The following is a 26053-nucleotide window of genomic DNA, read 5'->3' on the forward strand; positions in this document are numbered from 1 at the left end:
CGCCCCCCCCGGATCCAGCGAGGCGTCATTCAAGGAGGACTGCCATGTCATCGACCCCGTGGGGGCGGGCCGCGCACCGCCTCGCCCTCGGCGTCCTTGTCGGCGCCACGCTCGGCCCGCAGGCCGTCCTCGCCGGCGGCCCGGGCGGCGCCACTGCCGTCGCACAGGCCTCGCCCACTGACCGGCTCATCGTCAAGTACCGCGACGGCACCGGCGCCGCTGCGGCGCAGCGCGGCCTGCTGCACCGCGCGGCGCAGGACGCCGCCCTGCGCCGTGGCGTGCAGCTCACGCCTCTGCGCATCGGCGTGTTCGAGGCGCACGTGATGCGGCTGGACCGCGCGCTCGCGCATGCCGACGTGCAGGCCATCGCGCGCGACATCATGGCGAGCGACCCCGAGGTGGAATACGCCGAGCCCGACCGCGTCCTCCATCCGCAGTTCGCGCCCAACGACACGCAGTACGGCCAGCAGTGGCACTACTTCGAGGCCACGGCCGGCATCAACTTGCCGGAGGCTTGGGACAAGTCCACGGGGTCGGGCGTGGTCGTGGCCGTGCTCGACACCGGCTACCGCCCGCATGCCGACCTGGCGGCCAACGTGCTGCCCGGTTACGACATGATCATGGACACCTTCATCGCCAGCGACGGCACGGCACGCGACAACGATGCGCGCGACCCCGGCGACCATGTCCTGGCCGGCGCCTGTGGCGGACTGCCCCTGCAGGACGAGACCAGCAGCTGGCACGGCACGCACGTGGCCGGCACGATCGCCGCCGTGTCCAACAACGCGAGCGGCGTGGCCGGTGTGGCGTTCAACGCGAAGATCCTGCCCGTGCGCGTGCTGGGGCGCTGCGGCGGCTACATGTCCGACATCGCGGCCGGCATCGTGTGGGCCTCCGGCGGCACCGTGTCCGGCCTGCCCGCCAATCCCAACGCGGCGCGTGTGATCAACATGTCGCTCGGCGGCGGCGGGGCCTGCGACATCACGTCGCAGAACGCGATCAACTTGGCGCGCGGCCGCGGCACGGTGGTGGTGGTGGCGGCCGGCAACTCGAACGACGACGCGGCGAACTATTCGCCAGCCAGCTGCGCGGGCGTGGTCACCGTGGCGGCCGTCACCCGCAGCGGCGGCAAGGCGTACTACTCGAACTACGGCGCCAAGGTGGCCGTGGCGGCCCCGGGCGGCGAGATGCTCTTCGGCACCGCCGACGGCGTCCTGTCCACGCTGAACGCCGGCGCCACGACGCCGGGTTCCGACACCTATGCGCATTGCCAGGGCACGTCGATGGCCACGCCCCACGTGGCCGGCGTCGTCGCGCTGATGCTGTCGAAGAACGCGTCGCTCACACCGGACGACGTCGCCGCGAAGCTCAAGGCCACTGCGCGCCCGTTCCCGTCCACGTGCGCGCAGTGCGGCGCCGGCATCGTGAACGCGAGCGCGGCGGTCGACGCTGCCATGGGCATCAACCCGCCGCCACCGCCTCCCACCGTGGCGGAGGTCGAGCCCGACAACAGCTTGGGCACGGCGCAGGCGGTGACCAGGCCGGTGAGCATCGCGGGCGCCATCGCCAGCAGCAGCGACAACGACTACTTCCGCGTGAGCGTGGCTGCCGGCCAGCGACTCACCGCCACGCTGGTATCGAACATCTGGTCGGACTACAACCTGTACGTCTACAACGCCAGCGGCACGGAGGTGGGGCGCAGTATCAACACCACGGGCGCACCGGACACGGTGTTGGTGACGAACGCGGGCGGCGCGGCGGCCACCTACTACGTGCGCGTGCGGTACTACCTCGGCCTGACCGGGGGCGTGGACGGGAAGTACACGCTGAGCTTGAACTAGACGTTCGCGAGCGGTGGCGGATCAATCCTGCCTGCACGGCGGCCGGCTGCTTGCCGACGGCTCCATGCAGTTCGATCCGAAGCGATTCGGCGTCTAGTGCCACGCTAGAGGGCACGGTGGCCCCCCGTCCGGCCGAGCGCCACATCAAGGATTTCCGCGGCCGTCAGTTCCTGTGCAATGGGTCGACCAAAGTACGCGTCGGGCCAGAAGATTAAGTCGCTCAAGCGTTCGTCGCCTGTGTTGACGCGTAAGCATTGCACCCAGTACTCGAGTTGGAACTCGGAGCCCTTGGCAACACAAACAAGCTGAAGCATCTCAAGCATCTCTTCCTCGGTGGCGCCGGTTGGCAGTTCACGCCAGTTCACCAAGGACTTCCGCGCGAACGTCTCTGGGGCAATTGATCCAAAGGCTCCCCGGACTTGCTGCAGCGAAACGATTTGGCCGACGGTTCGTCCCAACTGCTTGAGTTCTGTCGAATAGTCGGCCCCGGCTTCGTGCAGAGAATAGATCTCGCGAGCAAGCCGCACCGCCTCCGGCAGGGCGGCACTTGTTGAAACTGGGTCGAAGAAGCAATCTCTCATTTTTCGCTTGCGAAGGGCTTGATTGAATGGCGACCCCTCAGATCGCGTCAGGATCGACGAACGCCAACAGACCAGGGGGTGTCGCGACACTGAAATCGCAGACCCTAATGCGTTTTCACATAACCTCGGCTGAGAGCGGTCCTTGTGAAGCTCCTCGCCGAGCGCCAGGCAGCAAACTAGCGTTCCAGAACGACCTCAATTCCAAGAACCCGGCAAAGGTCAAGGACTGTCGTGGTCAAGCTTCTTCGGACGGCCCGATAAGGGAACGTTGAACTCTATTGGGCGGCGGCGTGCTGCTGTTCGTAGTGGCTGGGGGATCGATATCACTCATCCGTGGTGTCGGCGGCCGATACGGCGGCCTGTCGTGGTCAAGCTTCTTCGGACGGCCCGATAAGGGAACGTTGAACTCTATTGGGCGGCGGCGTGCTGCTGTTCGTAGTGGCTGGGGGATCGATATCCCAACGTCGAATGCAGCCGCACCGGGTTGTAGAAGCTGGTGATGTAGTCGGCGATGTCGGCCTGCGCTTCTGCATGGTTGGCATAGTCGCCTTGCCACACCCGCTCCATCTTCAGGTTCAAGAAGAAGCGTTCCATCACCGCGTTGTCCCAGCAGTTGCCCTTGCGGCTCATGCTGCACACCAGGCCATGGCGGTCGAGCAAGTCGGGTTCAAGAAGAAGCGTTCCATCACCGCGTTGTCCCAGCAGTTGCCCTTGCGGCTCATGCTGCACACCAGGCCATGGCGGTCGAGCAAGTCGGTGTGGTCTTTACTGGCGTACTGGCTGCCTCTGTCCGAATGCACCACCAAGCCCGGCGCTGGCTTGCGGCTGATGATGGCCAGGTTCAGTGCGGCGCACACGAGCTCCGATGGCATGCTGGGGGCCATCGCCCAGCCCACAATCTTGCGCGAGAACAGGTCCAGCACCACTGCCAAGTACAGCCAGCCGCTGCGAGTGCGGATGTAGGTCATGTCGCTCACCCACGCCTCGTTGGGCCGCGCCGGGCTGAAGCGGCGATTCAGCACGTTGCCGGCCACAGGCAGCTTGTGCCGGCTGTCCGTGGTGTGAACGAACTTGCGCCGCCAACGGGCCGCGCCGGGCTGAAGCGGCGATTCAGCACGTTGCCGGCCACAGGCAGCTTGTGCCGGCTGTCCGTGGTGTGAACGAACTTGCGCCGCCAACGGGGTAGCAGGCCGTTGTCGCGCATCAACCGACGCACCTGGTACCGACCTACCATCAGGCCGTTAGCTCGCAGCACCGCGCTCAATCGGCGGCTTCCGTAGTTGCGGCCGCTGGCCTCGAACGCGGCTTTGGCATGCACGACCAAGGGCCTCGCTTGCTTGGGCTCACGCAGCCTCTGGCGGGCCGCGTAGACGCCCGATCGGCTCACGCCCAGCACCCGGCACCACTGGCTCACCGAGGCCTTCTTCGCGTTGACGGAGCTCTCCATCAAATGATGGATCACTTCATTTCCCGGGCGAAGAAGGCCGAGGCTTTTTTTAACAATGCGTTGTCTGATTTGAGTTGCTGGTTCTCAGCTTCGAGNCCATCAAATGATGGATCACTTCATTTCCCGGGCGAAGAAGGCCGAGGCTTTTTTTAACAATGCGTTGTCTGATTTGAGTTGCTGGTTCTCAGCTTCGAGCTGACGAATGCGCTGCTGCTCCGGCGTCAGCGGCTTGCCGACACCGGGGCGGCCCGCAGCCTCTTCGCCGAACTGTTTGAGCCAATTGCGCACCGCGCTGTCGGTCAACTCCAGGTCCTTGCAGACCTGCGACACGCTCAGGCCTTGCTCTCGGATCATCTTCACCACTTGCAGCTTGAACGCCNCACCGCGCTGTCGGTCAACTCCAGGTCCTTGCAGACCTGCGACACGCTCAGGCCTTGCTCTCGGATCATCTTCACCACTTGCAGCTTGAACGCCGGCTCAATGCTTCGGCGTGGTCGGCGTTGCGTCTTGTCTGTCATGCTCTTCTCGGTCTCAGGGGATACAAGCCCTCATCGACCTGTCCGATCAGATTGAACCACGACAGACCTCGTCTCCGCGGTCCCGACCGACCGCAAAGGCGCACACCGTGTCATCGACCGAGAAGCGAAGAAGGACGATCCGCGTGGGCTGCAATGCGATGGCGAAACCCCGTAACGGACTGTCGACGGGAACCTCTTTTCGTTCCTGCCAGCTTTTCCATTCTTCGTCGGTTCCATGGTCGTACGCCCAACCCGTTGAAACGCCATGGGCCGCACATAGCCTCCTGGCTTGCCACAAGACCTCTTCACGCGCTTTCCAGTCAACCGCAATGACGCCCACCTTCGACTTCGGGCCGCTGTTCGCTTGAATCCAGGCGCCGAGCGCCTCAGCGGGGCTTGTCTTCCTGTTCAGACGCGACCTCAGCTTGCGAGTCTGCGCTTCGCGTTCGCCCTCGGGCATGTGCGAGAGGACGCACGTGGCGAGCGCGGTGAACGCCGCGACAACATTGCGGTCCACAGGCGGCGGACGAAACTCGTTCATGGCGTCGGTGTCCGAGACGTGCTCCTCCTCCGGGGGCGCGGGAAGTGAAGCAACGTACCGCTGCCAAGCGCGGCGCAGTGCGGCAAACATTCGGTGGTCTCCGGCGTTCAGGGGAATGGCATGAGAGCGAAGCCTAACTGAACCATGTCATCTTCCGCCTGCGGAGGCAACGTCCCCAGTGGACGGAGCGATCAGAACTCAGTCTGCTCGGCAAGCTCGATCGCATCCTCCACCTCGATGCCGAGGTATCGAACGGTGTGTCGAGCTTGGTGTGGCAGAGCAGGAGTTGGACAGCGCGGAGGTTCTTCGTGCGCCTGTAGATCAAGGTCGCTTTCGTACGACGGATCGAGTGTGTGCCGAAGTCTTCCGCGTCGAGCCCGATCTGCTGGATCCAACGGTGAAGAATTCGTGCGTACTGCCTCGTTCCGAGGTGCCCACGGCCATCACACCGACCGGGAAACAGGAAATCGCCCGTCCGCAAGTGTGCGTGTGCCATTCACTCCGGACTGGAATCCCTCGAGCTTTCGCTGGATCTGGAGCCGGACACGGATGGCCCAAATGTCTTTGGGCCGCAGCGGGGACTTCTGCCCGACGAGCTTTGCCCTTGTTCCAGGGCACATGGTTGGCAGAAGCCTGTTCGGGCCCGGCCGCGCCCGCTAGGCTGAAAGCGGACGGCGAAGCCGACGCATGACCGGGATCAATTCTTTGGAGTTTTGAGCCATTGGTCGCGGCAGTGTTGGAACGCTGTGCGTTTGGCAGCGACGAGCTTGACCGCACTTTCCAGTGAATCAGTGCAGTACTCTTTGAACGTTACAGGCCGCTGCAGACCGAGCTCTAAGAGCGACCGCAGGCCGGCCTCGCAACCTGGCCCGACGACGAACGCAAGCGGGAACGGGCAGTCCAAGGGCGGCTGCTGGCCAACCTGGAGCACCCAGGCCATCTCATCTCCACCTCGGTAGTGGAGTTCACCAAAGTCAATGACGAGTCCGTGGCTGTACCAAGCTTCATGCGCCGCCTTGGCAGTGGCCAAAATGTAGATTGCATCTGCACGGCTTTGGTATTGCCCCTTGTAGGAGAGAACTTTGAACTCCGGAACGGCGAACCGCTGCGTCGGAGGAAGCTTGACGTCATGGACGAGCGCGCTGAGCTGATCGAGATTAACGGACGTGAGTTGCATGTAGGAATCAATCATCTATGAACGGGCGCCGTGTCTGCTTCCCGCGTAGAGCACCGGCCGCTTCAGTTTAGGTTTGTCCTCAGGCTGGGAGCGGACACTAGGTTTTCTTGGGATCGTTCGCCGCGGTGTAGAGCCGACGAAGGTCGTCATGAGCACCTGAGGCAGCTCCTAGCAGTCGCCCTGCCTCCAGCACGACCATTTCAGCGTCGTCGTAGTTGCCGTCCTTCGCCAACGTCTCTGCCCGGGTCAATGCATTCAGCAGAATTTCATAGAGACCCAGCTTGTCCAACGCCTTGCGACTGGCTTCCAGCTCTTCGTAGTGACGTGGGAACCCGGCAGTAAAAAGGAATTCGTTGATCCCCTTCGGATAAAGGGCGATGCCGCCCTGCAATGCGACCCAACTGTGGAACAACTCTTTTAACGCGCGCTTGCTCGACATGAGGCCGGAGGGTTCAAGTGGATCGACACGGCGGATCTTAAATCCGAAAGGCCGCGTGTCCGCTTCCGCTGCAAAGCGGCCCTTCCCTGCGGCCCGGGGCCCCCTTGTTCGCCAGGAGGCCCAGGGGGGTGAAGCACCTCGTCACGTCATGTCCTGCGCTGAACAGTCCCAGGCGGAAAAAATTATGGAACCAGCTCCAACCCCACCCATCAACCCGGCAGCGTAAATCGCCCCAGCACCCCGGACAACTGCACGGCCTGCTCCTTGAGGCTTTCCGCCGCGGCGGCCGATTCCTCGACGAGCGCGGCGTTCTGCTGCGTCACCTGGTCGAGCTCGGTCACCGCACCATGGATCTGGCCGATGTTGCCCTGCTGCTCCACCGACGATGCGGAGATCTCCGCGATGATGTCGGTCACCCGCTGGACGCTGGCCACGATCTCGGCCATCGTCGAACCGGCCTCCTTCACGAGGCGGGAGCCCGAGTCCACGCGGTCCACCGACGTGCCGATCAGCGTCTTGATTTCCTTGGCGGCCTGGGCGGAACGTTGCGCGAGCGAACGCACCTCGCTCGCCACCACCGCGAACCCGCGGCCCTGCTCGCCCGCGCGGGCGGCCTCGACCGCGGCGTTCAGGGCGAGGATGTTGGTCTGGAACGCGATGCCGTCGATCACGCCGATGATGTCGGCGATGCGGCCCGAACTGTCCTGGATCTCGCGCATCGTCTCGACGACCTGCGCCACCACGTCGCCGCCGCGGTGCGCCACGTCGGCAGCCGAGGTGGCGAGCTGGTTGGCCTGGCGGGCGGCGTCGGTGGACTGGCCCACCGCGCTGGTCATCTGCGACATCGAGCTCGCGGTGCGCTGGAGGTTCGACGCCATCGTCTCGGTGCGAGCCGAGAGGTCCTGGTTGCCAAGCGCGATCTCCGCGCTGGCCGAGGCCACGCCTTCGCTCGACTGGCGTACCTGGCCCATCACCTCGGCCAGGCTCGACCGGGTGCGGGCCACGGAGGCCATCAGGCGCCCGATCTCGTCGGCCGGGCCCACCACCACGTCGGCGGCCAGGTTGCCCACCGCGATGGCATCGAGTGCCGACTCGGCCTGTTGCAGGCGGCGTTGCAGCGAACCGGCCAGGCGGTGCACGAACACGAACATCAGCAGGCTCACGGCCAGGCCCACGCCGAGGCTCACACCGGCAAAGCGGAACGCGTCGGCACGCACCACGTCGATGTAGATGCCCGAACCGATCACCCAGCCCCACGGGGCGAAACCGGCCACGTAGGAACGCTTGGGGACCGGGTCCTGGCTGCCCACCTTCGGCCACAGGTAGTCGACATAACCGCTGCCCTTGGCCTTCACGACGGCAACGAACTCGCGGAACAGGTACTTGCCGTCCGGGTCCTTGTTGTCGGTGAGGTCCTTGCCATCGAGCTCGGGCTTGATGGGATGGCCCACCATGCGCGGGTGCATGTCGTTGATGAAGACGTATTCGTTGCCTTCGTAGCGGATCGCCATCACGGCCGCCTTGGCCTTGGCCTGGGCATCCGCCGTGGTGAGCTTGCCGGCCTTTTCTTCCGCGTGCAGTTTCTCGGCGATGGCCATCGATTGCTGCACCACCGCGCGGGTGGTGCTCAGGCGCTGCTCGATCGACGCGTTGTAGTACGAGACGGCCGTGTAGGCCGCCACCCCCAGCATCGCGGCCGTGAGTGCCACCGCCATCAGGCGCAGGCGGATCGAGAAAGACAGTTGTTTCATAGGAGGTCGCAGGGTTGATCCCGCGTCCCGCCTCCTCGCAGGAGACAGGATCGCCTTCGGTTGTCGGCGCAAGGGCGCCTTGGCTTGATCCGTATCAACCCCGATCGGCCGGATTCCGTGACCGAATGCGCGCTGGCACACTGTCCCCATGGCCACGACCTCTCCGCCCCAAGCCACCGCAGCAGCCGTCCAGGTGCACACGCCGTTCGAAGACGCCCAGGCCATCTTCACCGGCACGCTGTTCGTCTCGCTCGCGCTGATCCTCTACGCCCAGGTGGGGCTGATGACGGGGGGCACGGCCGGCGCCGCCTTCGTGCTGCACTACGCCACCGGCATCAGCCTCGGCAAGCTGTTCTTCGCGATCAACCTGCCCTTCTACTGGTTCGCGTGGCGGCGCATGGGCCGGGAGTTCACGCTGAAGACGTTCGTGGCCATCAGCCTGCTCTCGGCCATGGCCGAGTGGTCGCCGCAGCTCTTTGCCATCGAACGCCTGCACCCCGCCTACGCCGCCGTGCTGGGCGGGCTGCTGCTGGGCTCGGGATGCCTGTTCCTCGCGCGGCACCGCGCGAGCCTGGGCGGCGCCACCGTGGTGTCGCTGTACCTGCAGCAATCGCGCAACTGGCGCGCCGGCACGGTGCAGATGGTGATCGACTGCAGCATCCTCGCGCTCGCCCTCACGATGATCGAACCGTCGCGCGTGGCCTACTCGGTGCTCGGGGCGGTGGTGATGAACCTCTTCATCGCGGTGAACCACCGGCCGGGGCGGTATGCGGTGCTGTGAGTCACACCCCGAATACCCTCAGCAAGGCATCCAGCGTGGCGACACGTGGCCGGGCTGCATCCAGAATCTCGCGCGTGAAATGCTGGGGATAGACCCTGGCATCGTGAGCGGGAAAGCCACAGCGGACCAGAAACTCCCGCTTGTGTTCGGCGCTGCCCCGCTCCCTGCCGTGACCACGCACGTCGAGCAACCACGCCTCCAGACAGGGGGCAGACTGGATGATCACAATCGACTCAGAACGTGCCCGTCTCCGAACCGCTTCGGTCCAGTCGGCGTCCGTGTCGAGCAGGACGGCCTTGTGGTCGTACTCGGCTTGCCTTGCCTGTCGAATCGCGTGATCAACGACGTTGCCGGCGCCCTTGCCGTGGGCGTTGCGAACGGCCGCGGTGAATCCATTCCCGTTCGTGGTGTACAGGGAACGCAAGTGTTTCAGAAGTTCTACTTCCGAAAATCCTTCGCCGACCAGGAGCACCGTCGTGCGCACCTGGCGGCGGAACGGCGCTGCACGAGCCGCCATCAGATCTGCGGAACAGCGCCCAGCGCGCCAGCCATGTACTTGGCAAACAGGTTGTCATCGGAGCGCAGCCCCTTGATGGTGTCGGCCCGATAGGCCGAACTCTCGCAGACTTCCTTCTCGACGAACAGCACCTGTGACTTCTGCAGGAACGAGAGCACGTGCGTCGTGTGCGTGCTGAAGATCAACTGCGCGTGGTGAGGGTTCGTCACCTCGTTCGTGAAGAGCTCCAGCACGGGCTCCAACATGTGCGGATGCAAGTCTGAATCGGCCTCGTCGATGATCGCCACACCGCCTCCGGACAGCGCAGACAGCAAGCGCCACAACAGCACAAATGCGGACTGGGTGCCGCTGGACTCGTCCCAGAAGGCCAGCTCATGTGTCTTGCCGTCCCGCGTTTCATGCACACCAAACGGCATCCAGACCGACCCTGCCTTGCTCTCGGACGCCGCCGCCGTGACTTCGCGCAATACCACGTCGGACAACCCGAAATCCCATGATCGAAGCAGCCGCGCCATCTGGGCCCGGAGAGGTTCGTTCTCGGCAAAGAGTTTCGCTGCGCGGTGCATGTGCGTGCCCAGCGCCGGGGCCCGCCCTTGCAACGTGACGTTGTGGAGCACGTCCATGAGCCCCAGGTGCAAAGCCATCGGCACGTTGTACTGCCGACCCGTCGAAATCAGCGACGCGTTGGGCCGCACCTTGGCGGCTTCAGAGGGCGGCATGCCAAAGCCTTGCTGCTTCACCACATAACCCTCGCCCGACGCATCGAGATCACGCGCAAACACATAGTTGAAGCGAGACTGCTTGCGGTACAAGGCTTCGTGCACGACGTGCGTGGGCGTGGCATGAAGGACGTAGCGCCAAACGACGCCGTCCTCGTCTTCCGCCTGAAACTCGATCTCGGTCGGCGCTGATGGCGTCGCGAAATGCGGGTGCAAGGGGATCCGGCTGTCGGGTTCAGCGTGGAACGAGTTGGCCAGGAACCAGGCGATGAAGGCCATCGGCTTGAGGGCCGCGGTTTTCCCAGCGCCGTTCGCCCCCATCACGGCAAGCGCCGTGGTCAAGCGCTCCCCGCTTGGGGAATGCGCCTCCCAGCCACGCGCAGGCACCTTGCTGTTCAAGACCAAGGACACCTCTGTGCGTTCGGCAAAGCTCTGGAAGTTCTTGAAAGCGTAATGGTGGAGCATGCGGAGGGACCCGTGCGAAGAGAGGACCCATGTGGATCCGCCACACTTCACACAACAGAATTCGGGAGATTAAATCATCTTTTCTACATATTTTTGTAGAAAGAACGAATTAACACCCCTTCGAGGTGGGGTTTACGCCTCAAATGCCTTCCGCCTCCGGCGGCATGTACCGCGACTCCGGCGCCGCCTTCCGCCGCGACTCCAGCGACGACAGCCAGGTGCCACCGGCACCGCACAGCGAGATGGTCAGGATGCCGATCAGCGCCCACGCGTCGGGCACGTGGTCGAGCACCACCCAGCCGCCCAGCGTGGCGAACACGACCTGCAGGTACAGGAAAGGTGTCAGCGTGGCCACCGGTGCGCGGGTGTAGCCGAACAGCAGCAGCAGGTGTCCCACGCTGCCGAACACCCCCATCAGCAGCAGCGCGAACCACAGCGCCGGCGACAGCGACGCCCACACGAAGGGCAGCACCACCGAACACGCCAGTCCACCCACGAGCCCGGTGATGAAATGGGTGGTGCCGGGGTCTTCCAGGCGCGCGAGCCGACCCGTCAGGAACTGGAACGCGCTCAGCACCCCGACGAGCACCAGCGGCAGCACGCCCGACCAGTCGAACATCTCGCGGCCGGGCCGGATCACGATCAACGCCCCGCAAAACCCACCGAACACGAGCAGCCAGCGCAGCGGCGACACGCGCTCGTCGGTCGACGTGGCCGCGAGCATCGTGACCACCAGCGGCGTCAGCATGATGATGGCCGTGAACTCGCCCACCGGCGTGAACTTCAGCGCCAGGAACCCCAGCACGCTCGACACCAACAGCAGCACGCCGCGCAGCAGCTGCAGCCACGGGTGGCGGGTGTGCAGCAGCGACAGGCCACGCCGTGGCAGCAGCACGGCCGCGGTGGCCACGGCCTGGAACGTGTAGCGGAACCACACGGCCATCGCCAGCGGCACCGCGGTGGTGACCAGCTTGGTGGTGGTGTCGAGTGCCGCGAAACAGGCAACGGCGGCGGCAACGAACAACACGCCCTGCAGTGCGTGGTCCCGGGAAGCTTGGGTGGTCATCGTGGGAGTTGTCGGGTCAAGACGCGCTGGCGCGCGCGGCAAAAAAAGCGGATCCGCTGCTGGCCAGGCCCAGCTCGCGGGCGGTGGCAAGCAATGCCGGGGCCACGTCGGGCAGCCGGGCTTCGGTGAGCCGCAGGCTCGGGCCCGCGATGCTGACGGTGCCCAGCACGGCCCCCGTGGACGGGTGGAGAACGGCCGCGGCCAGGGCAGACAAGCCGGGCGACGAGCTGTCGGCCACCCACGCGTAGCCGCGCTCCCGCGCGCGGCACACGCAGGCCATCACGTCCTGCAAGGTGCGCGGGGCGTTCGGGCCGAGCCCGTCGTGCGTGGCGATGCCCTGCCGGGCCACCATCGCGAGTGCGTCGTCGCCGTTCAGCGCCGCGAGCCAGGCATGGCCAGAGGCCGTGCACGACAAGGCGGCCTCGCGCCCCATGTCCGGGTCGTACCGCAGGCCGCTGCGGGCGCCCTGGGACTTGGCGACCCACACCTGCCGGCCGCCGTCGATCACGCCCAGGCGCACCAGCTCACCCGTGGCCTCGGCCAGGGCATCGAGGAGCGGCTGCGACACGTCGCCCAGGCCACTGGCTCCGAGGAAGCCGAAGGCGAGGGACAACAGCCGGGTGCTCAGCAGGTAGCGCGACGTGCCGGGGTCTTGCCGGGCATGGCCCAGTTCGACCAGGTCGGCCAGCGTGCGGTGCGCCGCGCTCTTGGGCATTGCCAGCGCATCGGCGATGGCCTGCAGCGCCAGGCCGGCGGGATGGGCGCAAAGCAGTTCCAGGGCGCCGATGGCGCGGGCAGTTTGTTGGGTGGCCACGGGCAAACTCAGGGGTTACCCTCATTGGAACACAGTTCCAGAACAACACAGCCGCCCGCCAGGACGCTTCAGAGGATCGGGCGCAGCTCCACGGCCACCTCGCGCAGGGCCGGCAACAGCTTCTCGAGCATCGAGTCCTGGCTGTACGACTGCGACTGCAGCGTCATGCCGATGCTGCCGCGGCACTCGCCCTTGCGGTCCTTGATCGGGATCGCGATGCCGCGCAGCGCGGGGTCCAGCTGCTGCTCGGTCATCCAGAACCCCAGGGTGCGTGCCGCGACCACGTGTTCGCGGAAGCGGGCCACGTCCACCACCGTCTGGGCGGTGAACGACGAGAACTCGTGGTCCGCGATCCAGCCATCGATGGCCTCGTCGGGCCACGTGGACAGGATGGCGATGCCCGGCGTCACCACGTGCGCCGGAACCCGCACGCCCACCTGGTACCCGATCGACACGAAACGCGGCGGGCTGCTGCGGGCGAGGTACACGACCTCGTGGCCGTCGAGCACGCTGAAGTTCACGGTCTCGCCGGTGCGCATGGACACCCGCTGGATGAACGGCTGCAGCAGCCGCGGCAGCCGGGCCGCCGCCAGGTAGCTCTGTCCCAGGCGGAGCACGCGCGGTTGCAGCCAGAAGTGCTTTCCGTCGCCCGCGGCGTAGCCGAAGTGGACCAGGCTCAGCAGGTAGCGCCGCGCCGCGGTGCGGGTGATCTGCGCCCGCACGGCCACCTCCGACGCGGTGAGGTGCGGATGGTCGTCGTCGAACGCCTCGATCACCCGCAAGCCCTTGCCCAACCCGTCGATCAGGTCCTTCTTTTCGATGTCCAGCGTCACTTCTTCCATGAATGTCGCGCCCCGAGTAAACCCGCAAATCGAGCGATCACCGCGCTCTATGCGCGATCATCGCGCGTTTCAGGTCAAAACGTCTTGTGGTCAACCCGAGGTGTGCCTAAGGTTCACCCGTCGCACACTTGAAAACTATTCGACCATGAAGATTTCCGGCACCACCCGCGTGTTCCTGATCCTCGGAGACCCGGTGGCCCAGGTGCGTGCGCCCGAAGCCTTCAACCACCTCTTCGCACAACACGGCGTCGATGCCGTGCTGGTGCCGGCCCAGGTCAAGGCAGAAGATCTCGGCGATTTCGTGCGCCAGGTGTTCAAGGCCGGCAACATCGACGGCTTGTGGGTTGCCATCCCCCACAAGACCGGCATCACGGCGGTGCTCGACCACTGCGACACGCTCGGCCGCGCGGCCGGGGCCGTCAACGCGGTGCGCCGCAACGCCGACGGCACCATCGAAGGCGCCCTGTTCGACGGCGTGGGCTTCACGAAGGCGCTTGGCACCTTCGGCATCCCGGTCCAGGGCCGCAATGCGCTGGTCGTGGGTGTGGGCGGCGGCGGCGTGGCCATTGCCGCGTCGCTCGCACAACAGGGTGCCCGTCGCGTGGCGCTGTTCGACGCCACGCCGGGCCGCACCGACGCCGTGGCCGACCGGTTGCGCGCCGAGTTCGGTGTGGACGTGGTCTCGGCCACGAGCGCCGACCCCGCCGGCTACGACCTCGTCGCCCATGCCACCCCGCTGGGCCTCAAGATCGGCGACCCCCTGCCGTTCGACGTGACCCGCCTCGACCCCGGCACCGCCGTGGTCGACATCCTGATGAAGAACCAGCCCACGCCCCTCGTGCGCGCATGCCGCGAACGGGGCATTGACGCCCATCCGGGCTTCGAGATGATGGTGCAGCAGGTGCCCGAATACCTTTCCTTCTTCGGCTTCGACCACATCGCAAAGACGGTGCAAGCCGACCCCACCGGCGTCCGTGCCCTGTTCACGCAGGCGTGATGCCGGATTCCTCCCCCTGACCACTGAGCAGACCCTCATGAAAAAGATCAAACTGGCCGCCCTCATCGCTTGCGCCCTGGCCGCAGGCGCCGCCCAAGCGCAGATCAAGATCGCCGTGATCCAGGAGCTGTCCGGCACCGGCGCCACCGCCGGCACCAACTTCAAGAATGGTGTCGACCTGGCCATCAAGGAGATCAACGCGGCCGGGGGCATCCTCGGCAAGAAGATCGAGGCCACGGTCAACGACACCCAGTCGAACCCGGGCGTGGCCAAGGGCCTGGCCACCAAGGCCGTGGACGACGGCGTGTTCGCCGTGTTCGGCCCCACGTTCTCGGGCTCCATGATCGTCAGCATGTCGGAGACGCGCCGCGCCGAGGTGCCCAACTTCACTGGCGCCGAAGCCTCGGCCATCACGCAGCAGGGCAACCCCTACGTGTTCCGCACGAGCTTCACGCAGACCACGTCGATGCCCAAGCTGGCGCGTTACCTCGCAGCCAACCTGAAGGCCAAGAGCGTCGCGGTGATCTACGTCAACAACGACTTCGGCAAGGGCGGCCGCGACGCCTTCAACAAGGCCGCCGCCGACGCCGGCATCAAGGTGGCCGCCGACATCTCCACCGAGTCGGGCCAGGTGGACTTCTCCGCCCCGATCCTGAAGGCCAAGCAGAGCGGCGCCGATGCCGTGTTCGTGTACTCGAACGAGGAAGAATCGGCGCGTGCGCTGCGCGAACTGCGCAAGCAGGGCTGGACCAAGCCCATCGTGGGCGAAACCACCCTCACCGGTCAGAAGGTGATCGACCTCGCGGGCGAGGCAGCCAACGGCGCCCTCGCCCACGTGGGCCTCACGGTTGACGCCCCGCTGCCCACCATGCGCGCGTTCCGCGCCAAGTTCGAGAAGCAATACAACTACGTCTCGGACCACAACGGCATCAAGGGCTACACCGGCGTCTACATCCTGAAGGCCGGCATCGAGAAGGCCGGCAAGCTCGACCGCATCGCCGTGGCCAAGGCCCTGCACGGCCTGCACATCAGTGCCGCGAAGGACCCGGGCGTGATCATGGACGTGTCCATCGACAACAACGGCGACCTCGACCGCGAGAGCTTCATCATCGAGGTGAAGGGCGGCAAGCAGGAAGTGAAGGAAGTGCTGCCGGCGCTGACGAAGAAGTAACCCGCAGGGTTCTCCGCAAACGGCCCCGCCGCGGCTTCGCGCCCGCGGCGGCCTGGCCCTCCTTTTCCGAGTGCAAGATGACCGACTTCCTCCAACTGTTCTTTTCAGGCCTGGCGACCGGAGGCATCTATGCGCTCGCGGCCCTCGGCTTCACGCTGCTGTGGCAGGCGTCCGGCACCATCAACTTCGCCCAGGGCGAGTTCGTGATGCTGCCCGCGTTCATGATGCTGGCGTTTTCCATGCTGGGGTTCCCGCTGTGGGCCAGCTTCATCGTCACCTGCGCGCTGGCCGTGGTGGTGCTGGGCTGGGGCTTCAAGCGTGGCATCGCCGACCCCCTGCTCCGCTTCGGGATGATGCCCATCGTCGTTGCCACCATCGGCCTGGCCATCGCGATGCGCAACGGCATCCGCGCCGGCTACAGCGCCGAGGCCCACCCTTTCCCGAGCCTCTTCGCCGACAAGCTCTTCAACATCGCCGGCGTGACCATCACGCTGGCCGACGTGGGCACCCTGCTCGCCGCCCTCGTGCTGGTGGTGGGCACCCAGGCCTTCCTCGCCAAGACGGTGACCGGCCGCGCCATGCAGGCCGTGGCCCAGAACACCGACAGCGCCACCGTGCTCGGCATCAACGTGCCGCGCATGATCTTCTACACCTTCGCCATCAACGCGCTGCTGGCGTGTGCCGCGGCGCTGCTGGTCACACCCACCTACCTCGCCAAGTTCGACATGGGCGAGCCGCTCGGCATGAAGGCGTTTTTCGCCGCGATCATCGGCGGCTTCAACAACAGCCGTGGCGCACTGCTCGGCGGCCTGATCGTCGGCGTCTGCGAGAACCTCGCGGCCGCCTACATCTCGCCGGCCTACAAGGACGCCGTCGCGCTCGTGATCTTCATGCTCGTGATCCTGTTCAAGCCCCAGGGGCTGCTGGGCAAGACGGTCGAGCGCAAGGTCTGACAACGTTTTTGCGAGACACCCCATGAACCGCACCACCCTCATCGGCATCGCCGGCCTCGTGCTGCTGCTGGCCGTACCGCCCTTCCTGAAGAACTACGGCATCTACCTCATCAGCTACTGGCTCGTCTTCGTCATCGCGACGATGGGCCTGAACCTGACGGTCGGCTACGCCGGGCAGAAATCCCTCGGCCACGCCGCCTTCTTCGGCCTCGGCGCGTACACCGTCGCCGTCCTGGCCAAGGCCGGCATCAGCTTCTGGCTGGGCCTGCCACTCGCCGCGATCGGTTGCTTCGTGGTGGGCATCGGCCTCGGGTTCCCGGCGCTGCGTGTGCAGACGATCTACCTCGCGTTCGCGACGCTCGGCTTCAACACCGCGGTGTGGCTCGTCATGCGCAACGAGGAATGGCTCACCGGCGGCACGTTCGGCATCGACATCAGCTCGTTCGGCCGCCCCGGCCTGCTGGGCCTGAGCCTCGAGAAGAACCTGTCGTACTACTACTTCGTCCTCGGCATGACGGTGCTGCTGGCCGGCCTGCTGTGGGGCCTGCTGAGGTCGCCCTGGGGCAAGGCCTTCACCGCGCTGCGCGACAACCCGATCCGCGCGGAAAGCCTCGGGATCAACGTGCAGTCGTACACGCTGCTGGCCTTCGCGATCGGCGCGGCGTATGCCGGCGTGGCGGGAGCGCTGTTCGCGCACCTGGTGCAGTTCATCGAACCAGCGCCGTTTGCCGTGGGCACGTCGATCATGATGTACCTGATGGTGGTGGTGGGCGGCCCGGGCTACTTCTTCGGCCCGGTGATCGGTGCGGCCGTGGGCGTGCTGCTGCCCGAGTGGCTGCGGTTCGCGCAGGCCTGGTACCTCTTTGTGTTCGGCACGCTGGTCATCGTGCTGATGCTGTGGCTGCCCGACGGGTTGCTGAGCATCCCCGACCGCATCAAGGCGCGGCGCCAGGCGCGTGAAGCGTCGGCCGCGCGTGCCACCTCCGCCCGTGCGGTGGGGGTGCAGCCATGAGCGCGCCGCTGCTGAAAGTGACGGGCCTGAAGAAGGCCTACGGCGCGATCCAGGCGGTGGCCGGCGTGTCGTTCGAGGTGAATCCCGGCGAGATCTTCGGGGTGATCGGCCCCAACGGGTCGGGCAAGACCACGATGTTCAACAGCGTGCTCGGGCAGATCAAGCCCAATGCCGGGGCCATCGAACTCAACGGGCGTGACATCACCGGGCTCTCCCCGCTCGAGCTGAACCGGCGCGGCGTGGGCCGCACGTTCCAGACGCTGCAGGTGTTCGGCAAGATGACCGTGCGCGACAACCTGATCGTGGCCGCGCAGGAACACCAGGGCTCGATGTTCGGGCGCATGTTCGCCCCCACCGACTCGGGCCTCGGCGCCAAGGCCGACGCGCTGATCGAGCAGTTCCGCATCCAGCACGTGGCGCACAAGAAGGCGGGCGAGCTCAGCTACGGGCAGCAAAAGCTCGTGGACATCGCGATGGCGTTCATGAGCGAACCCGCCCTCGTGCTGCTCGACGAGCCGTGCGCGGGTGTGAACCCGAGCCTCGTGGGGGGCATCAGCACGCTGCTGAAGGAACTCAACAAGAGCCACTCGGGCAGCTTCATCGTGATCGAGCACAACATGGACTTCGTGATGGACCTGTGCCACCGGATCATGGTCATGGTGGAGGGCACGGTGATGGCCATCGGAACGCCCGCGGAGATCCGCGCCAACAAGCAAGTGCTCGATGCCTACCTGGGGAACTGACGCCATGGACCAGATCGCCATCGAATTCGACGACGTGGTTGCCGGCTACGGCGACTTCATGATCCTCAACAACCTGTCGTTCAAGGCCAAGCACGGCAAGATCACGCTGCTGCTCGGCCCGAACGGCGCCGGCAAGTCCACCGTGCTCAAGACGCTCTTCGGCATGCTGAAGGTGCGCCAGGGTTCGGTGCGCCTCGAAGGCAAGGACATCACCGGCGCCACCGCGAAGGACCTGCTGGTGCATCACGGCGTGGCCTTCGTGCCGCAGGGACGCAACCTCTTCGGCCAGCTGTCGGTGATGGAGAACCTGGAACTCGGCGGCATCACGCTCGGCATGAAAACCTGCCGCGAGCGCATCCCCGAGGTGCTGGACCTGTTCCCACGCGTGAAGGAACGCCTGCACAGCGCCGCCTCATCCCTTTCGGGCGGCGAGCAAAAGCAGCTGGAAGTGGGCCGCGCCCTGTTGTTGCGCCCGAAGGTCATCCTCATCGACGAACCGTCCATCGGCCTGAGCCCCATGGTGGTGGCCGACGTGTTCAAGCTGCTGCGCCGCCTCGCCGAACAGGGCACCACCGTGCTGATGGTGGAGCAGAACGTGAAGAGCGCGCTGAAGATGGCCGACGAGGCCATCGCGCTCGAGTCCGGCCGCCTCGTGTTGCACAAGCGTGCCGACGAACTGCTGGCCGACCCGAACATCGAACGCCTGTTCCTCGGCGGGGCACATGCCGCCCCCGCCCCCACCGCACCGGAGACCGCCTCGGGCTGACCCGCGGCGCCGCCTGGTTCGAGACCGACCCGCCGCAGGCGGAATGGGCGGAGCGCTGCCCGCCGATGACCCGAAGGATTGTCATGACCCCCTTGCGCATTGCCATTGCCGGCGCCGGCCTGATCGGCCGGGCGCACGCGCAGCGCATCCGCGAGTCCGGCGACTGCACGCTCGCGGCCTACGCCGATCCCTCGCCCGACGCGGCCGCCCTCGCGGCCGAGTCCGGCGTGCCGCTGTACACCGGCCTGGCCGAACTGCTCGAGAAGGAACGTCCCGACGGCGTCATCCTCGCCACGCCGAACGCGCTGCACGTGCCGGGTGCCCTGCTCTGCCTGGCCGCCGGTGTGCCGGTGCTCGTCGAGAAACCCGTCGCCGACACGCTGGACGACGCGCAGCGCCTGGTCGAGGCCGCCGATCGCACCCAGGTGCCGGTGCTCGTGGGCCACCACCGCCGCCACAGCGCGATCCTCGAGCAGGCGGTGGACACCGTGCGCAGCGGTGCGCTGGGGCAGTTGGTGGCGGTCACGGCGAGCGCCACGTTCGTCAAGCCCGACAGCTACTTCACCGACGGCCCGTGGCGCGCCCAGCCGGGTGGCGGCCCCATCCTGATCAACCTCGTGCACGAGATCGACAACCTGCGCGCGCTGGTGGGCGACATCGTCGAGGTGCAGGCCTTCGCGTCGCGCGCCACCCGAGGCCACCCGGTGGAGGACACCGTGGCCATCAACCTGCGTTTCGCCAACGGGGCACTCGGCACGTTCATGCTGTCCGACTGCGCTGCCAGCCCGCGAAGCTGGGAGCAGACGGCGGGCGAGAACAAGCGCTACGACCACCACGCCGACGAGGACTGCTACGTGATCGCCGGCACCCACGGGTCGCTCGAGGTGCCCACGATGCGGCTGCGCCAGTACGCAGGCGAGCGCTCGTGGTGGGCCCCGCTCGGCACCCGCCGCCTGCACCTGCCCGACGTGGACCCGCTGCAACGCCAGCTCGCCCACTTCTGCCAGGTGATCCGCGGCGAAGCCACGCCCCGCGTGACCGCTGCCGAGGCCCGAAAGACACTGCAGGCAACGCTGGCCGTTGCCGAGGCCGCACGCACGAAACGTGCGGTCGTCGTACGCTGATCACCCCCCGAAGGAGACCCACCGATGCGCAAGATCCTCGTCCTGAACGGACCCAACCTGAACTTGCTGGGCCAGCGCGAGCCCGGCGTGTACGGCGCGGCCACGCTGGCCGACGTGGAGCAGCTGTGCCGCGACACCGCCGCCAAGCTCGGCTGCGAGATCGACTTCCGCCAGAGCAACCACGAGGGCGTGCTGATCGATGCCCTCCAGGAAGCGGGCCGCGGCGTGAAGACGGGCGACGTGCTCGGCGTGGTGTTCAACCCCGGGGCCTACACCCACACGTCGGTGGCCTTGCACGACGCGATCAAGGGGGCCGAGGTGCCGGTGATCGAGACCCACATCTCCAACGTGCATGCCCGCGAGGCGTTCCGCCACCACTCCTACATCTCGCCAGCCGCCGCCGGCATCGTGGTGGGGTTTGGCGTGGAGGGGTACGCGATCGCCATCGAGGGCCTGGTGCGCAAGCTCGGGAGGCCGGCATGAGCGCCACCCGCGAGGCCCTGGTCGAGTCGCCCAACCCGCTGCAGCTCGACGGCATCGAGTTCATCGAGTACGCCACGGCGAAGCCGCAGGCACTGGGCCAGGTGCTGGAGCTGATGGGCTTTCGGCCCGTGGCCCGGCACCGTTCGCGCGAGGTGCTGCTGTACCGCCAAGGCGACATGAACATCATCGTGAACGCCCACGAGCCGCCGGGCGAGACGCCCTGCATCTCGGCCATCGCACTGCGTGTGCGCGATGCGGCCCGTGCCTACCAGCACGTGATCGCCCGGGGCGGCTGGGCCGTGCCCACCCACGTCGAGGTGATGGAGCTCAACATCCCCGCCATCCATGGCGTGGGCAGCAGCCGCATCTACTTCGTGGACCGGTACGACGAGTTCTCGATCTACGACGTGGACTTCGTGCCCGTGCCCACGGTGGAGCAGCGCCCGCCCGCGCTCGCCGGCATGCACTGGTTCGGCGTGGTGCAGTACGTGGGGCTCGACCGCATCGACGACTGGATCGAGTTCTACCGCGAGCTGTTCGGCTTCGACGTGACGCCCGTGGAAACGCACTTCGGCGTGTTGCACGCCGGGCGCATCCTTCGCAGCCCGTGTGGCAAGTTCTTCGTGCAACTCATCGAACCGCTGCCCGACCTGCCGGACGACGAATCGCCCGAACGGTTCGAACGGGTGGGCATCGGCGCGGCCGACATCCCCGCGGCCATGGCCGCGCTGCGGCAACGGGGCGTGACCTTCGTCGACTCCCATGGCACCGGGGCCGATGCCCGAGGCGCCATCACCGAGACCTGGCTTGGCGGCGTGTGGTTCGAACTCGTGCACGACGCCCGATGAGGACCCGCACCATGACCCAACCTCCGATCGATGTGTCCGACTTCGGCATGGACACCATCTCGCTCGCGGGCACCCTCGCCACCAAGCTCGCCGCGATCCGCGAAGGCGGCTTCTCGCAGGTGATGCTGTCGGCCCGCGACATCGCGGGTCACGACGGCGGCCTCGCGGCCGCCGCGAAACTCGTGCGCGACAGCGGCCTGCGCGTGAGCGGCTTCCAGGTGCTGCGCGACTTCGAGGGCCTGTCCGGCCACCTGCACGACTACAAGATCGACGTGGCCAAGTCGATGCTGGAGATGTGCCGCGCGGTGGGGTCGAAGCTGCTGCTGGTGTGTTCGTCCACCTCCACCCACGCCACCACCGACCTCGATGCGATGGCGCGCGACCTGCGCAAGCTCGCGATGCTGGCCCTGCCGCTGGGCATCAAGGTGGCGTTCGAGGGGCTGTCGTGGGGCCGCACCGTCAACGAGTTCCCGCAGGCCTGGGACCTGGTGTGCCGCGCCGACGCGCCGAACCTCGGCCTCGCGCTCGACTCGTTCCACACCTTCGCCACCAACACCCCGCTCGAGGACCTGGAAGATCTCGATCCCGACCGCATCTTCTTCGTGCAACTCGCCGACTTCATGTGGCAGGAAATCCGCTCGGTGGAAGAACGCATCACCACCGCCCGCCATTTCCGCGTGTTCCCGGGTGAAGGCGTGCACAGCGAGCAGCTCGCCCGTTTCGTCACCGCGCTCGACAAACTGGGCTACCGCGGCGACTACAGCTTCGAGGTGTTCAACGACGACTACCAGCAGATGCCACCCATCACCGTGGCGCAGCGTGCGTGGAAGTCGGCGGTGTGGCTGCAGGACGGGGTGCTGCGGCGGTCGGTGCCGCTGCCGGGGCAGATGCGGTTGCGCCGCGTGGGGTGAACCGGGCGGCCGGCGTAGTACGCTCGCCACTCCGCCCTTGCCTGCCCCACATGATTCCTGCTCCCAGCCTCGCGCAGCGGCGTGCGCTGATCGCCACCGGCCTGCTCGCGCCGTGGCTGCCCGCACGGGCTGCGGCCGATTCGGCCGTCGACTTCTCCGACATGCGCCGCCAGTACGTGAAGGTGCCCGGTGCGCTCGAGCTGTACCAGGAGCGCGGCCTGCACGAGACCGACCGCACCCTCGCCAGCAACTCTGCCGTCAAGCTGGCCGACGTGTTGCGCGACGTGCTGGCCGTGTTGCCGGCACACGTCCCGCGCGAGCTGGGTGACCTCAAGGTGTTCCTGATGTGGGGGCCACCTTCCCCGCTGGGCGGCGACCCGAGTGGCATGCGCTACGTGCGCCGCGGTGAGGGCCAGCGCGGCCGGAGCCGCGACCCCCGCTGGGACCACGCCCTCGTGGTCTACAGCGCGGACAACCTGATGTACCTGAACGCCCTGTGGTCGCGCAAGGCGCTGATGCACGAGCTGGCCCACGCCTGGCACCTCACGCATTGGCCGGAACGCCATGCGCCGATGGTGCAGGCATGGCAGAACGCACGTGACCGCGGGCTCTACCGCGACGTCGCCTCGGTGAAGGGGACCACCATTGCATCGGCGTACGCGGCCCAGAACCCGCTCGAGTATTTTGCCGAGGTGTCGGCGGCGTACTTCGTGGGCATCGACTACGCGCCGTTCGACCGCGCAGGGCTGAAGATGCGGGATCCGATGGGGCATGACCTCGTTCGATCGCTCTGGCGGGCCGCCTGAAGAGCAGCCTGAACTCGCGGGCACCCATATTTACCCAAAGGTTTACATAAGGCAAGCCCTCCAGGTCAATCCCGTGCGTTACCTTAGGGTAATGAACGTGTACGAGATACGTCGCGCGCTGCTCGCGCAGTTGATCGAGAAGCGGTTTGACGGCAACCAGGCTGATTTTGCCCGCGCGAGCGGTATTTCCCCGACCTACGTCACCCGCATGCTCAAGGACGAGACGTCTCCGAGCCGCAAGCGCATCGGCGAGGGCCTTGCCCGCCAGATCGAAGACCGCCTGAACCTGCCGGCCCTTTGGCTGGACACCCCGCGCGAGCGCGCGAACCTCGACGTCCACGCTGCCGAACCCCCGCCGAGCGCCTACCCTGGGCAAGGCGCCTCCGGCGGAGGCCAGCCGGCGCAGGCCGCGATCTCCACCGGCCGCGACGCAGGCACCCCGGTAACCGCCGTGGCGCGGTTGACCGACGACGGCTTTTTCGAACAACTGCCCTTCGACGGGCGCCAGGCCGACGGCTGGGTGCCGGCGTTGACCGGCAACGCCGCCTACGCACTGCGCGTGAAGGGCGACAGCCTCGCCCCGGCCATCGAGAACGGCCAGTACCTCATCGTCCTCCCCGGCGCCGAACCTCACCCGGGCGAACGCATCGTGGTGTCCTTCAAGGACGGGCGCAAGGCCATCCTGAAGCTGCTGTTCCGGCGTGCCGACACCCTGGCGGTCACACGACTCGCCGGTGGCATCCAGCAAACACTGGAGCGTGAGGACCTCGCGTACGTGCATGCCGTGTTCGGCCTCGTCGAAGCCAGCCGGTGGTGGCGCGACCGCGCCTGACCCACCCCCTCGCCACCTCCGCACGCCCCGCCGAAGCGCTGATTTCCCCCTGAGAACTTAGGGGGGTGCGCGCAATCTGCCCCATTCATGCACCCCAAGGTGTTGACACAGGTGTGCACCTGAAGGCAAATTCCTGGTTTCGGCGGTGAACGCAGCTGCGGCGCCTTTGTCGCTCCCTGCGCACCCGCCCTTATCCAGGAGCCCTGATGACCGCCTCGACCACCCTTCGCCACCTCACCCGAGAGTCCCGGCAACAGCTGCGCATGAAAGCACGCCTCGCCGCCTGGTGGCACGTGGAGCGTTGCCCGCCCCGCGCGATGCACCTGGTGGGGTTTCCGCTGACACCAGGCATGCGCGACGCGCTCGATGCCTGCCGGCCGCAGGCCCCCCGCGACGACACCCCCGACCCGGACGGCACGAAAACCCATTGACCCATCAACCCGGGAACCGCCCCATGAATGACCAGTCTCTGGAGGCCATCGCCACCGCGGCGCAACCCGAAGCGAACCTCCTCACGCCCACCCTCGGCGCGCCTTTCGCAGGCGGTCACTATGGTGGGCGGGTTCGCGTCGGCGAGGCCATCCTTGCGATCGCGTGGGCGCCAAAAGCCCTCGGCGAAACCCGCTTGCCCTGGATGCCCCGCCCCTGCTTCGTGCTCGGCTGCGGCAGCCTGGGCGACAGCACGGCCAACACCCGTGCACTGGCCGCCGTCGGCAGTCCGCTGGGCGCGTGGGCCGGCGCCCTCCGCATCGCCGGCCATGCGGATTGGGTGGTCCCCGCGCGCGATGTGCTCGAACTGGCGTACCGGCACTTCAAGCCCACGCGCACCGACAACTTCGCCGACGGCATCGATGGCACGAATGGCACCAGCGTGCCGGGCGGCGGCGCTTACGCCCGCAAGTTCCCGCAGGTCACGCAGGCCGCTGCTTTCGCGCCGGGCGGCCCCGAAGCCTTCGAGGAGACCTGGTACTGGTCATCCACGCAGTACGCCGAGGCGCACGCGAAGGGCCAGGGTTTCGACACCGGCGAGCAGCTTGACTGCGGCAAGAAGTACCCCGGCCTGGTGCGCGCCGTGCGCCTGGTGCGGTTGAATCGCTGAGTCCGCCGTTGGGCGCACCACGAAGCGGTGCGTCCCGGCCATGCGTCATCGCGACGATTGGCGCGCGCTGCCGCTCATGATGAGGTGGGTCAGGTCGTCGGCGTCAAGCCCATCGATCGGCCGGTCCACCTGCTTCTGGCCCGCCCCCATGATGACGACGCGGTCGGCCAGCGCAACCACATCGCGCATGCTGTGGCTCACGAGCACCACCGTGCGCCCGTCTTGCTTGAGCTTGCGGATGAGTGCGAGCACCAACGCTGTTTCCTTGACGCCCAGCGCCGCGGTGGGTTCGTCCATGATGATGATCTCGGCCTTCCAGCGCAGCGCCCGCGAGATGGCAACCGCCTGCCGCTGCCCACCGGAAAGCCGATCCACCGGGCTCGTCATGTCCTCGATCGTCACCGAGAGCTGCGACAGATAACCTCTGGCCTCGGCGAGCATTCGTTTCTTGTCGAGGATGCGCAGGAACGGCAGCAGCAGCGGCCGTGTCAGTTCGGAGCCCATGAAGACGTTGGCAGCGATCGACAGGCGCGGAGCCAGCGCCAGGTCCTGGTAGATGGTGGCAACGCCTTGGTTCAATGCATCGTGCGGCGAGGCAAAGCGCACCGGCGTGCCGCGCAGCGACATGCCGCCCGCGGTCGCGTCCTCGGCCCCCGACATGACCTTGATCAGGCTTGACTTGCCGGCACCGTTGTCTCCGCAGATGGCGACCACCTCGCCAGGGTGAATGTCCAGATCGACGCCACGCACGGCCACCACCGCGCCGTAGCACTTGCCGATGCCACGCAGTGAAAGAATGGGCGCGCGCA

At 66.7% G+C, this 26053-nt stretch carries 28 protein-coding genes and 2 pseudogenes; 16 read left to right on the top strand and 14 right to left on the bottom strand.

Annotation, left to right across the window (positions count from 1 at the left end; translation table 11 throughout):
* Positions 1 to 44 precede the first annotated feature (44 nt).
* On the top strand, positions 45 to 1841 hold the full coding sequence (locus ASC87_RS07715) for a S8 family peptidase (RefSeq protein ID WP_056659185.1): 1797 nt from the start codon (positions 45 to 47) through the stop codon (positions 1839 to 1841).
* 104 nt (positions 1842 to 1945) lie between these two features.
* On the opposite strand, the gene ASC87_RS07720 is transcribed toward ASC87_RS07715, so the two are convergent.
* The 8 genes and pseudogenes from ASC87_RS07720 to ASC87_RS33590 form a co-directional block, all read right to left on the bottom strand.
* A complete protein-coding gene (locus ASC87_RS07720) occupies positions 1946 to 2422 on the bottom strand; it encodes a hypothetical protein (RefSeq protein ID WP_056659188.1) in 477 nt (158 codons plus the stop codon).
* Positions 2423 to 2830: 408 nt separating this feature from the next.
* A pseudogene (locus ASC87_RS07725) lies at positions 2831 to 3964 on the bottom strand (IS3 family transposase); the annotation flags it as partial.
* Positions 3965 to 3980: 16 nt separating this feature from the next.
* Entirely contained in the window at positions 3981 to 4238 is a 258-nt protein-coding gene (locus ASC87_RS33105) for a transposase (protein ID WP_369820742.1), read from the bottom strand.
* Between the two features lie 195 nt (positions 4239 to 4433).
* Positions 4434 to 5018 (bottom strand): hypothetical protein, encoded by a 585-nt coding sequence (locus ASC87_RS07735; RefSeq protein WP_056659194.1) that lies wholly within the window; start codon positions 5016 to 5018, stop codon positions 4434 to 4436.
* 101 nt (positions 5019 to 5119) lie between these two features.
* A pseudogene (locus tag ASC87_RS30630) lies at positions 5120 to 5546 on the bottom strand (tyrosine-type recombinase/integrase).
* Between the two features lie 79 nt (positions 5547 to 5625).
* Entirely contained in the window at positions 5626 to 6105 is a 480-nt protein-coding gene (locus tag ASC87_RS07740; RefSeq protein WP_056659197.1) for a hypothetical protein, read from the bottom strand.
* 97 nt (positions 6106 to 6202) lie between these two features.
* Positions 6203 to 6544, bottom strand: a complete 342-nt coding sequence (locus ASC87_RS07745; protein WP_056659200.1) for a hypothetical protein — start codon at positions 6542 to 6544, stop codon at positions 6203 to 6205.
* A gap of 209 nt (positions 6545 to 6753) precedes the next feature.
* On the bottom strand, positions 6754 to 8295 hold the full coding sequence (locus ASC87_RS33590; RefSeq protein WP_056659203.1) for a methyl-accepting chemotaxis protein: 1542 nt from the start codon (positions 8293 to 8295) through the stop codon (positions 6754 to 6756).
* Between the two features lie 148 nt (positions 8296 to 8443).
* On the opposite strand from ASC87_RS33590, the gene ASC87_RS07755 reads away from it, so the two are divergent.
* Positions 8444 to 9076, top strand: coding sequence for a YitT family protein (locus ASC87_RS07755; protein WP_056659206.1), 633 nt, complete (start codon positions 8444 to 8446; stop codon positions 9074 to 9076).
* 1 nt (position 9077) lies between these two features.
* On the opposite strand, the gene ASC87_RS07760 is transcribed toward ASC87_RS07755, so the two are convergent.
* From ASC87_RS07760 to ASC87_RS07780, 5 genes are all read right to left on the bottom strand, one after another.
* Entirely contained in the window at positions 9078 to 9593 is a 516-nt protein-coding gene (locus tag ASC87_RS07760) for a hypothetical protein (RefSeq protein ID WP_056659209.1), read from the bottom strand.
* A complete protein-coding gene (locus ASC87_RS07765) occupies positions 9593 to 10777 on the bottom strand; it encodes an ATP/GTP-binding protein (RefSeq protein ID WP_056659212.1) in 1185 nt (394 codons plus the stop codon). The genes ASC87_RS07760 and ASC87_RS07765 overlap by 1 nt, the downstream gene beginning before the upstream one ends.
* Before the next feature lie 139 nt (positions 10778 to 10916).
* A complete protein-coding gene (locus ASC87_RS07770) occupies positions 10917 to 11843 on the bottom strand; it encodes a DMT family transporter (protein WP_056659215.1) in 927 nt (308 codons plus the stop codon).
* 16 nt (positions 11844 to 11859) lie between these two features.
* Positions 11860 to 12657, bottom strand: a complete 798-nt coding sequence (locus tag ASC87_RS07775; RefSeq protein ID WP_056659329.1) for an IclR family transcriptional regulator — start codon at positions 12655 to 12657, stop codon at positions 11860 to 11862.
* Between the two features lie 68 nt (positions 12658 to 12725).
* Positions 12726 to 13499: an IclR family transcriptional regulator C-terminal domain-containing protein gene (locus tag ASC87_RS07780; protein ID WP_056659218.1), complete on the bottom strand. Its 774-nt coding sequence runs from the start codon at positions 13497 to 13499 to the stop codon at positions 12726 to 12728.
* A gap of 145 nt (positions 13500 to 13644) precedes the next feature.
* Here ASC87_RS07780 and ASC87_RS07785 point away from each other — a divergent pair, with 145 nt between their 5' ends.
* The 14 genes from ASC87_RS07785 (at position 13645) to ASC87_RS07850 (ending at position 25244) form a co-directional block, all read left to right on the top strand.
* On the top strand, positions 13645 to 14496 hold the full coding sequence (locus tag ASC87_RS07785; RefSeq protein ID WP_056659220.1) for a shikimate dehydrogenase: 852 nt from the start codon (positions 13645 to 13647) through the stop codon (positions 14494 to 14496).
* Positions 14497 to 14533: 37 nt separating this feature from the next.
* A complete protein-coding gene (locus tag ASC87_RS07790; RefSeq protein ID WP_056659224.1) occupies positions 14534 to 15667 on the top strand; it encodes an ABC transporter substrate-binding protein in 1134 nt (377 codons plus the stop codon).
* A gap of 77 nt (positions 15668 to 15744) precedes the next feature.
* Positions 15745 to 16620: a branched-chain amino acid ABC transporter permease gene (locus ASC87_RS07795; protein ID WP_056659227.1), complete on the top strand. Its 876-nt coding sequence runs from the start codon at positions 15745 to 15747 to the stop codon at positions 16618 to 16620.
* A 22-nt stretch (positions 16621 to 16642) separates the two neighbouring features.
* Positions 16643 to 17632 carry a branched-chain amino acid ABC transporter permease gene (locus ASC87_RS07800; protein WP_056659230.1) on the top strand — a complete coding sequence of 330 codons (990 nt, stop codon included), beginning with the start codon at positions 16643 to 16645 and terminating at the stop codon, positions 17630 to 17632.
* On the top strand, positions 17629 to 18375 hold the full coding sequence (locus ASC87_RS07805) for an ABC transporter ATP-binding protein (RefSeq protein ID WP_056659233.1): 747 nt from the start codon (positions 17629 to 17631) through the stop codon (positions 18373 to 18375). Before ASC87_RS07800 ends, ASC87_RS07805 begins: the two co-directional genes overlap by 4 nt.
* Before the next feature lie 4 nt (positions 18376 to 18379).
* Entirely contained in the window at positions 18380 to 19141 is a 762-nt protein-coding gene (locus tag ASC87_RS07810) for an ABC transporter ATP-binding protein (RefSeq protein WP_056659236.1), read from the top strand.
* A gap of 83 nt (positions 19142 to 19224) precedes the next feature.
* Positions 19225 to 20265: a Gfo/Idh/MocA family protein gene (locus ASC87_RS07815; protein ID WP_056659241.1), complete on the top strand. Its 1041-nt coding sequence runs from the start codon at positions 19225 to 19227 to the stop codon at positions 20263 to 20265.
* A gap of 24 nt (positions 20266 to 20289) precedes the next feature.
* A complete protein-coding gene (gene aroQ / locus ASC87_RS07820; protein ID WP_056659245.1) occupies positions 20290 to 20748 on the top strand; it encodes a type II 3-dehydroquinate dehydratase in 459 nt (152 codons plus the stop codon).
* Positions 20745 to 21596 (top strand): VOC family protein, encoded by an 852-nt coding sequence (locus ASC87_RS07825; RefSeq protein WP_056659248.1) that lies wholly within the window; start codon positions 20745 to 20747, stop codon positions 21594 to 21596. Before aroQ ends, ASC87_RS07825 begins: the two co-directional genes overlap by 4 nt.
* An 11-nt stretch (positions 21597 to 21607) precedes the next feature.
* Entirely contained in the window at positions 21608 to 22507 is a 900-nt protein-coding gene (locus ASC87_RS07830; RefSeq protein WP_056659251.1) for a sugar phosphate isomerase/epimerase, read from the top strand.
* Between the two features lie 50 nt (positions 22508 to 22557).
* Positions 22558 to 23313, top strand: a complete 756-nt coding sequence (locus ASC87_RS07835; RefSeq protein ID WP_056659254.1) for a hypothetical protein — start codon at positions 22558 to 22560, stop codon at positions 23311 to 23313.
* 97 nt (positions 23314 to 23410) lie between these two features.
* Positions 23411 to 24145 carry an XRE family transcriptional regulator gene (locus ASC87_RS07840; RefSeq protein WP_157603894.1) on the top strand — a complete coding sequence of 245 codons (735 nt, stop codon included), beginning with the start codon at positions 23411 to 23413 and terminating at the stop codon, positions 24143 to 24145.
* A gap of 206 nt (positions 24146 to 24351) precedes the next feature.
* Complete coding sequence (locus ASC87_RS07845) at positions 24352 to 24576, top strand: hypothetical protein (RefSeq protein ID WP_056659259.1); 225 nt, start codon at positions 24352 to 24354, stop codon at positions 24574 to 24576.
* A 23-nt stretch (positions 24577 to 24599) separates the two neighbouring features.
* Positions 24600 to 25244, top strand: coding sequence for a hypothetical protein (locus ASC87_RS07850; RefSeq protein WP_056659262.1), 645 nt, complete (start codon positions 24600 to 24602; stop codon positions 25242 to 25244).
* Between the two features lie 45 nt (positions 25245 to 25289).
* Here ASC87_RS07850 and ASC87_RS07855 read toward each other — a convergent pair whose 3' ends face one another.
* Positions 25290 to 26000, bottom strand: a complete 711-nt coding sequence (locus tag ASC87_RS07855; RefSeq protein ID WP_235582097.1) for an ATP-binding cassette domain-containing protein — start codon at positions 25998 to 26000, stop codon at positions 25290 to 25292.
* Positions 26001 to 26053 lie beyond the last annotated feature (53 nt).

The organism is Rhizobacter sp. Root1221, assembly GCF_001425785.1.
Lineage (GTDB): Bacteria > Pseudomonadota > Gammaproteobacteria > Burkholderiales > Burkholderiaceae_C > Rhizobacter.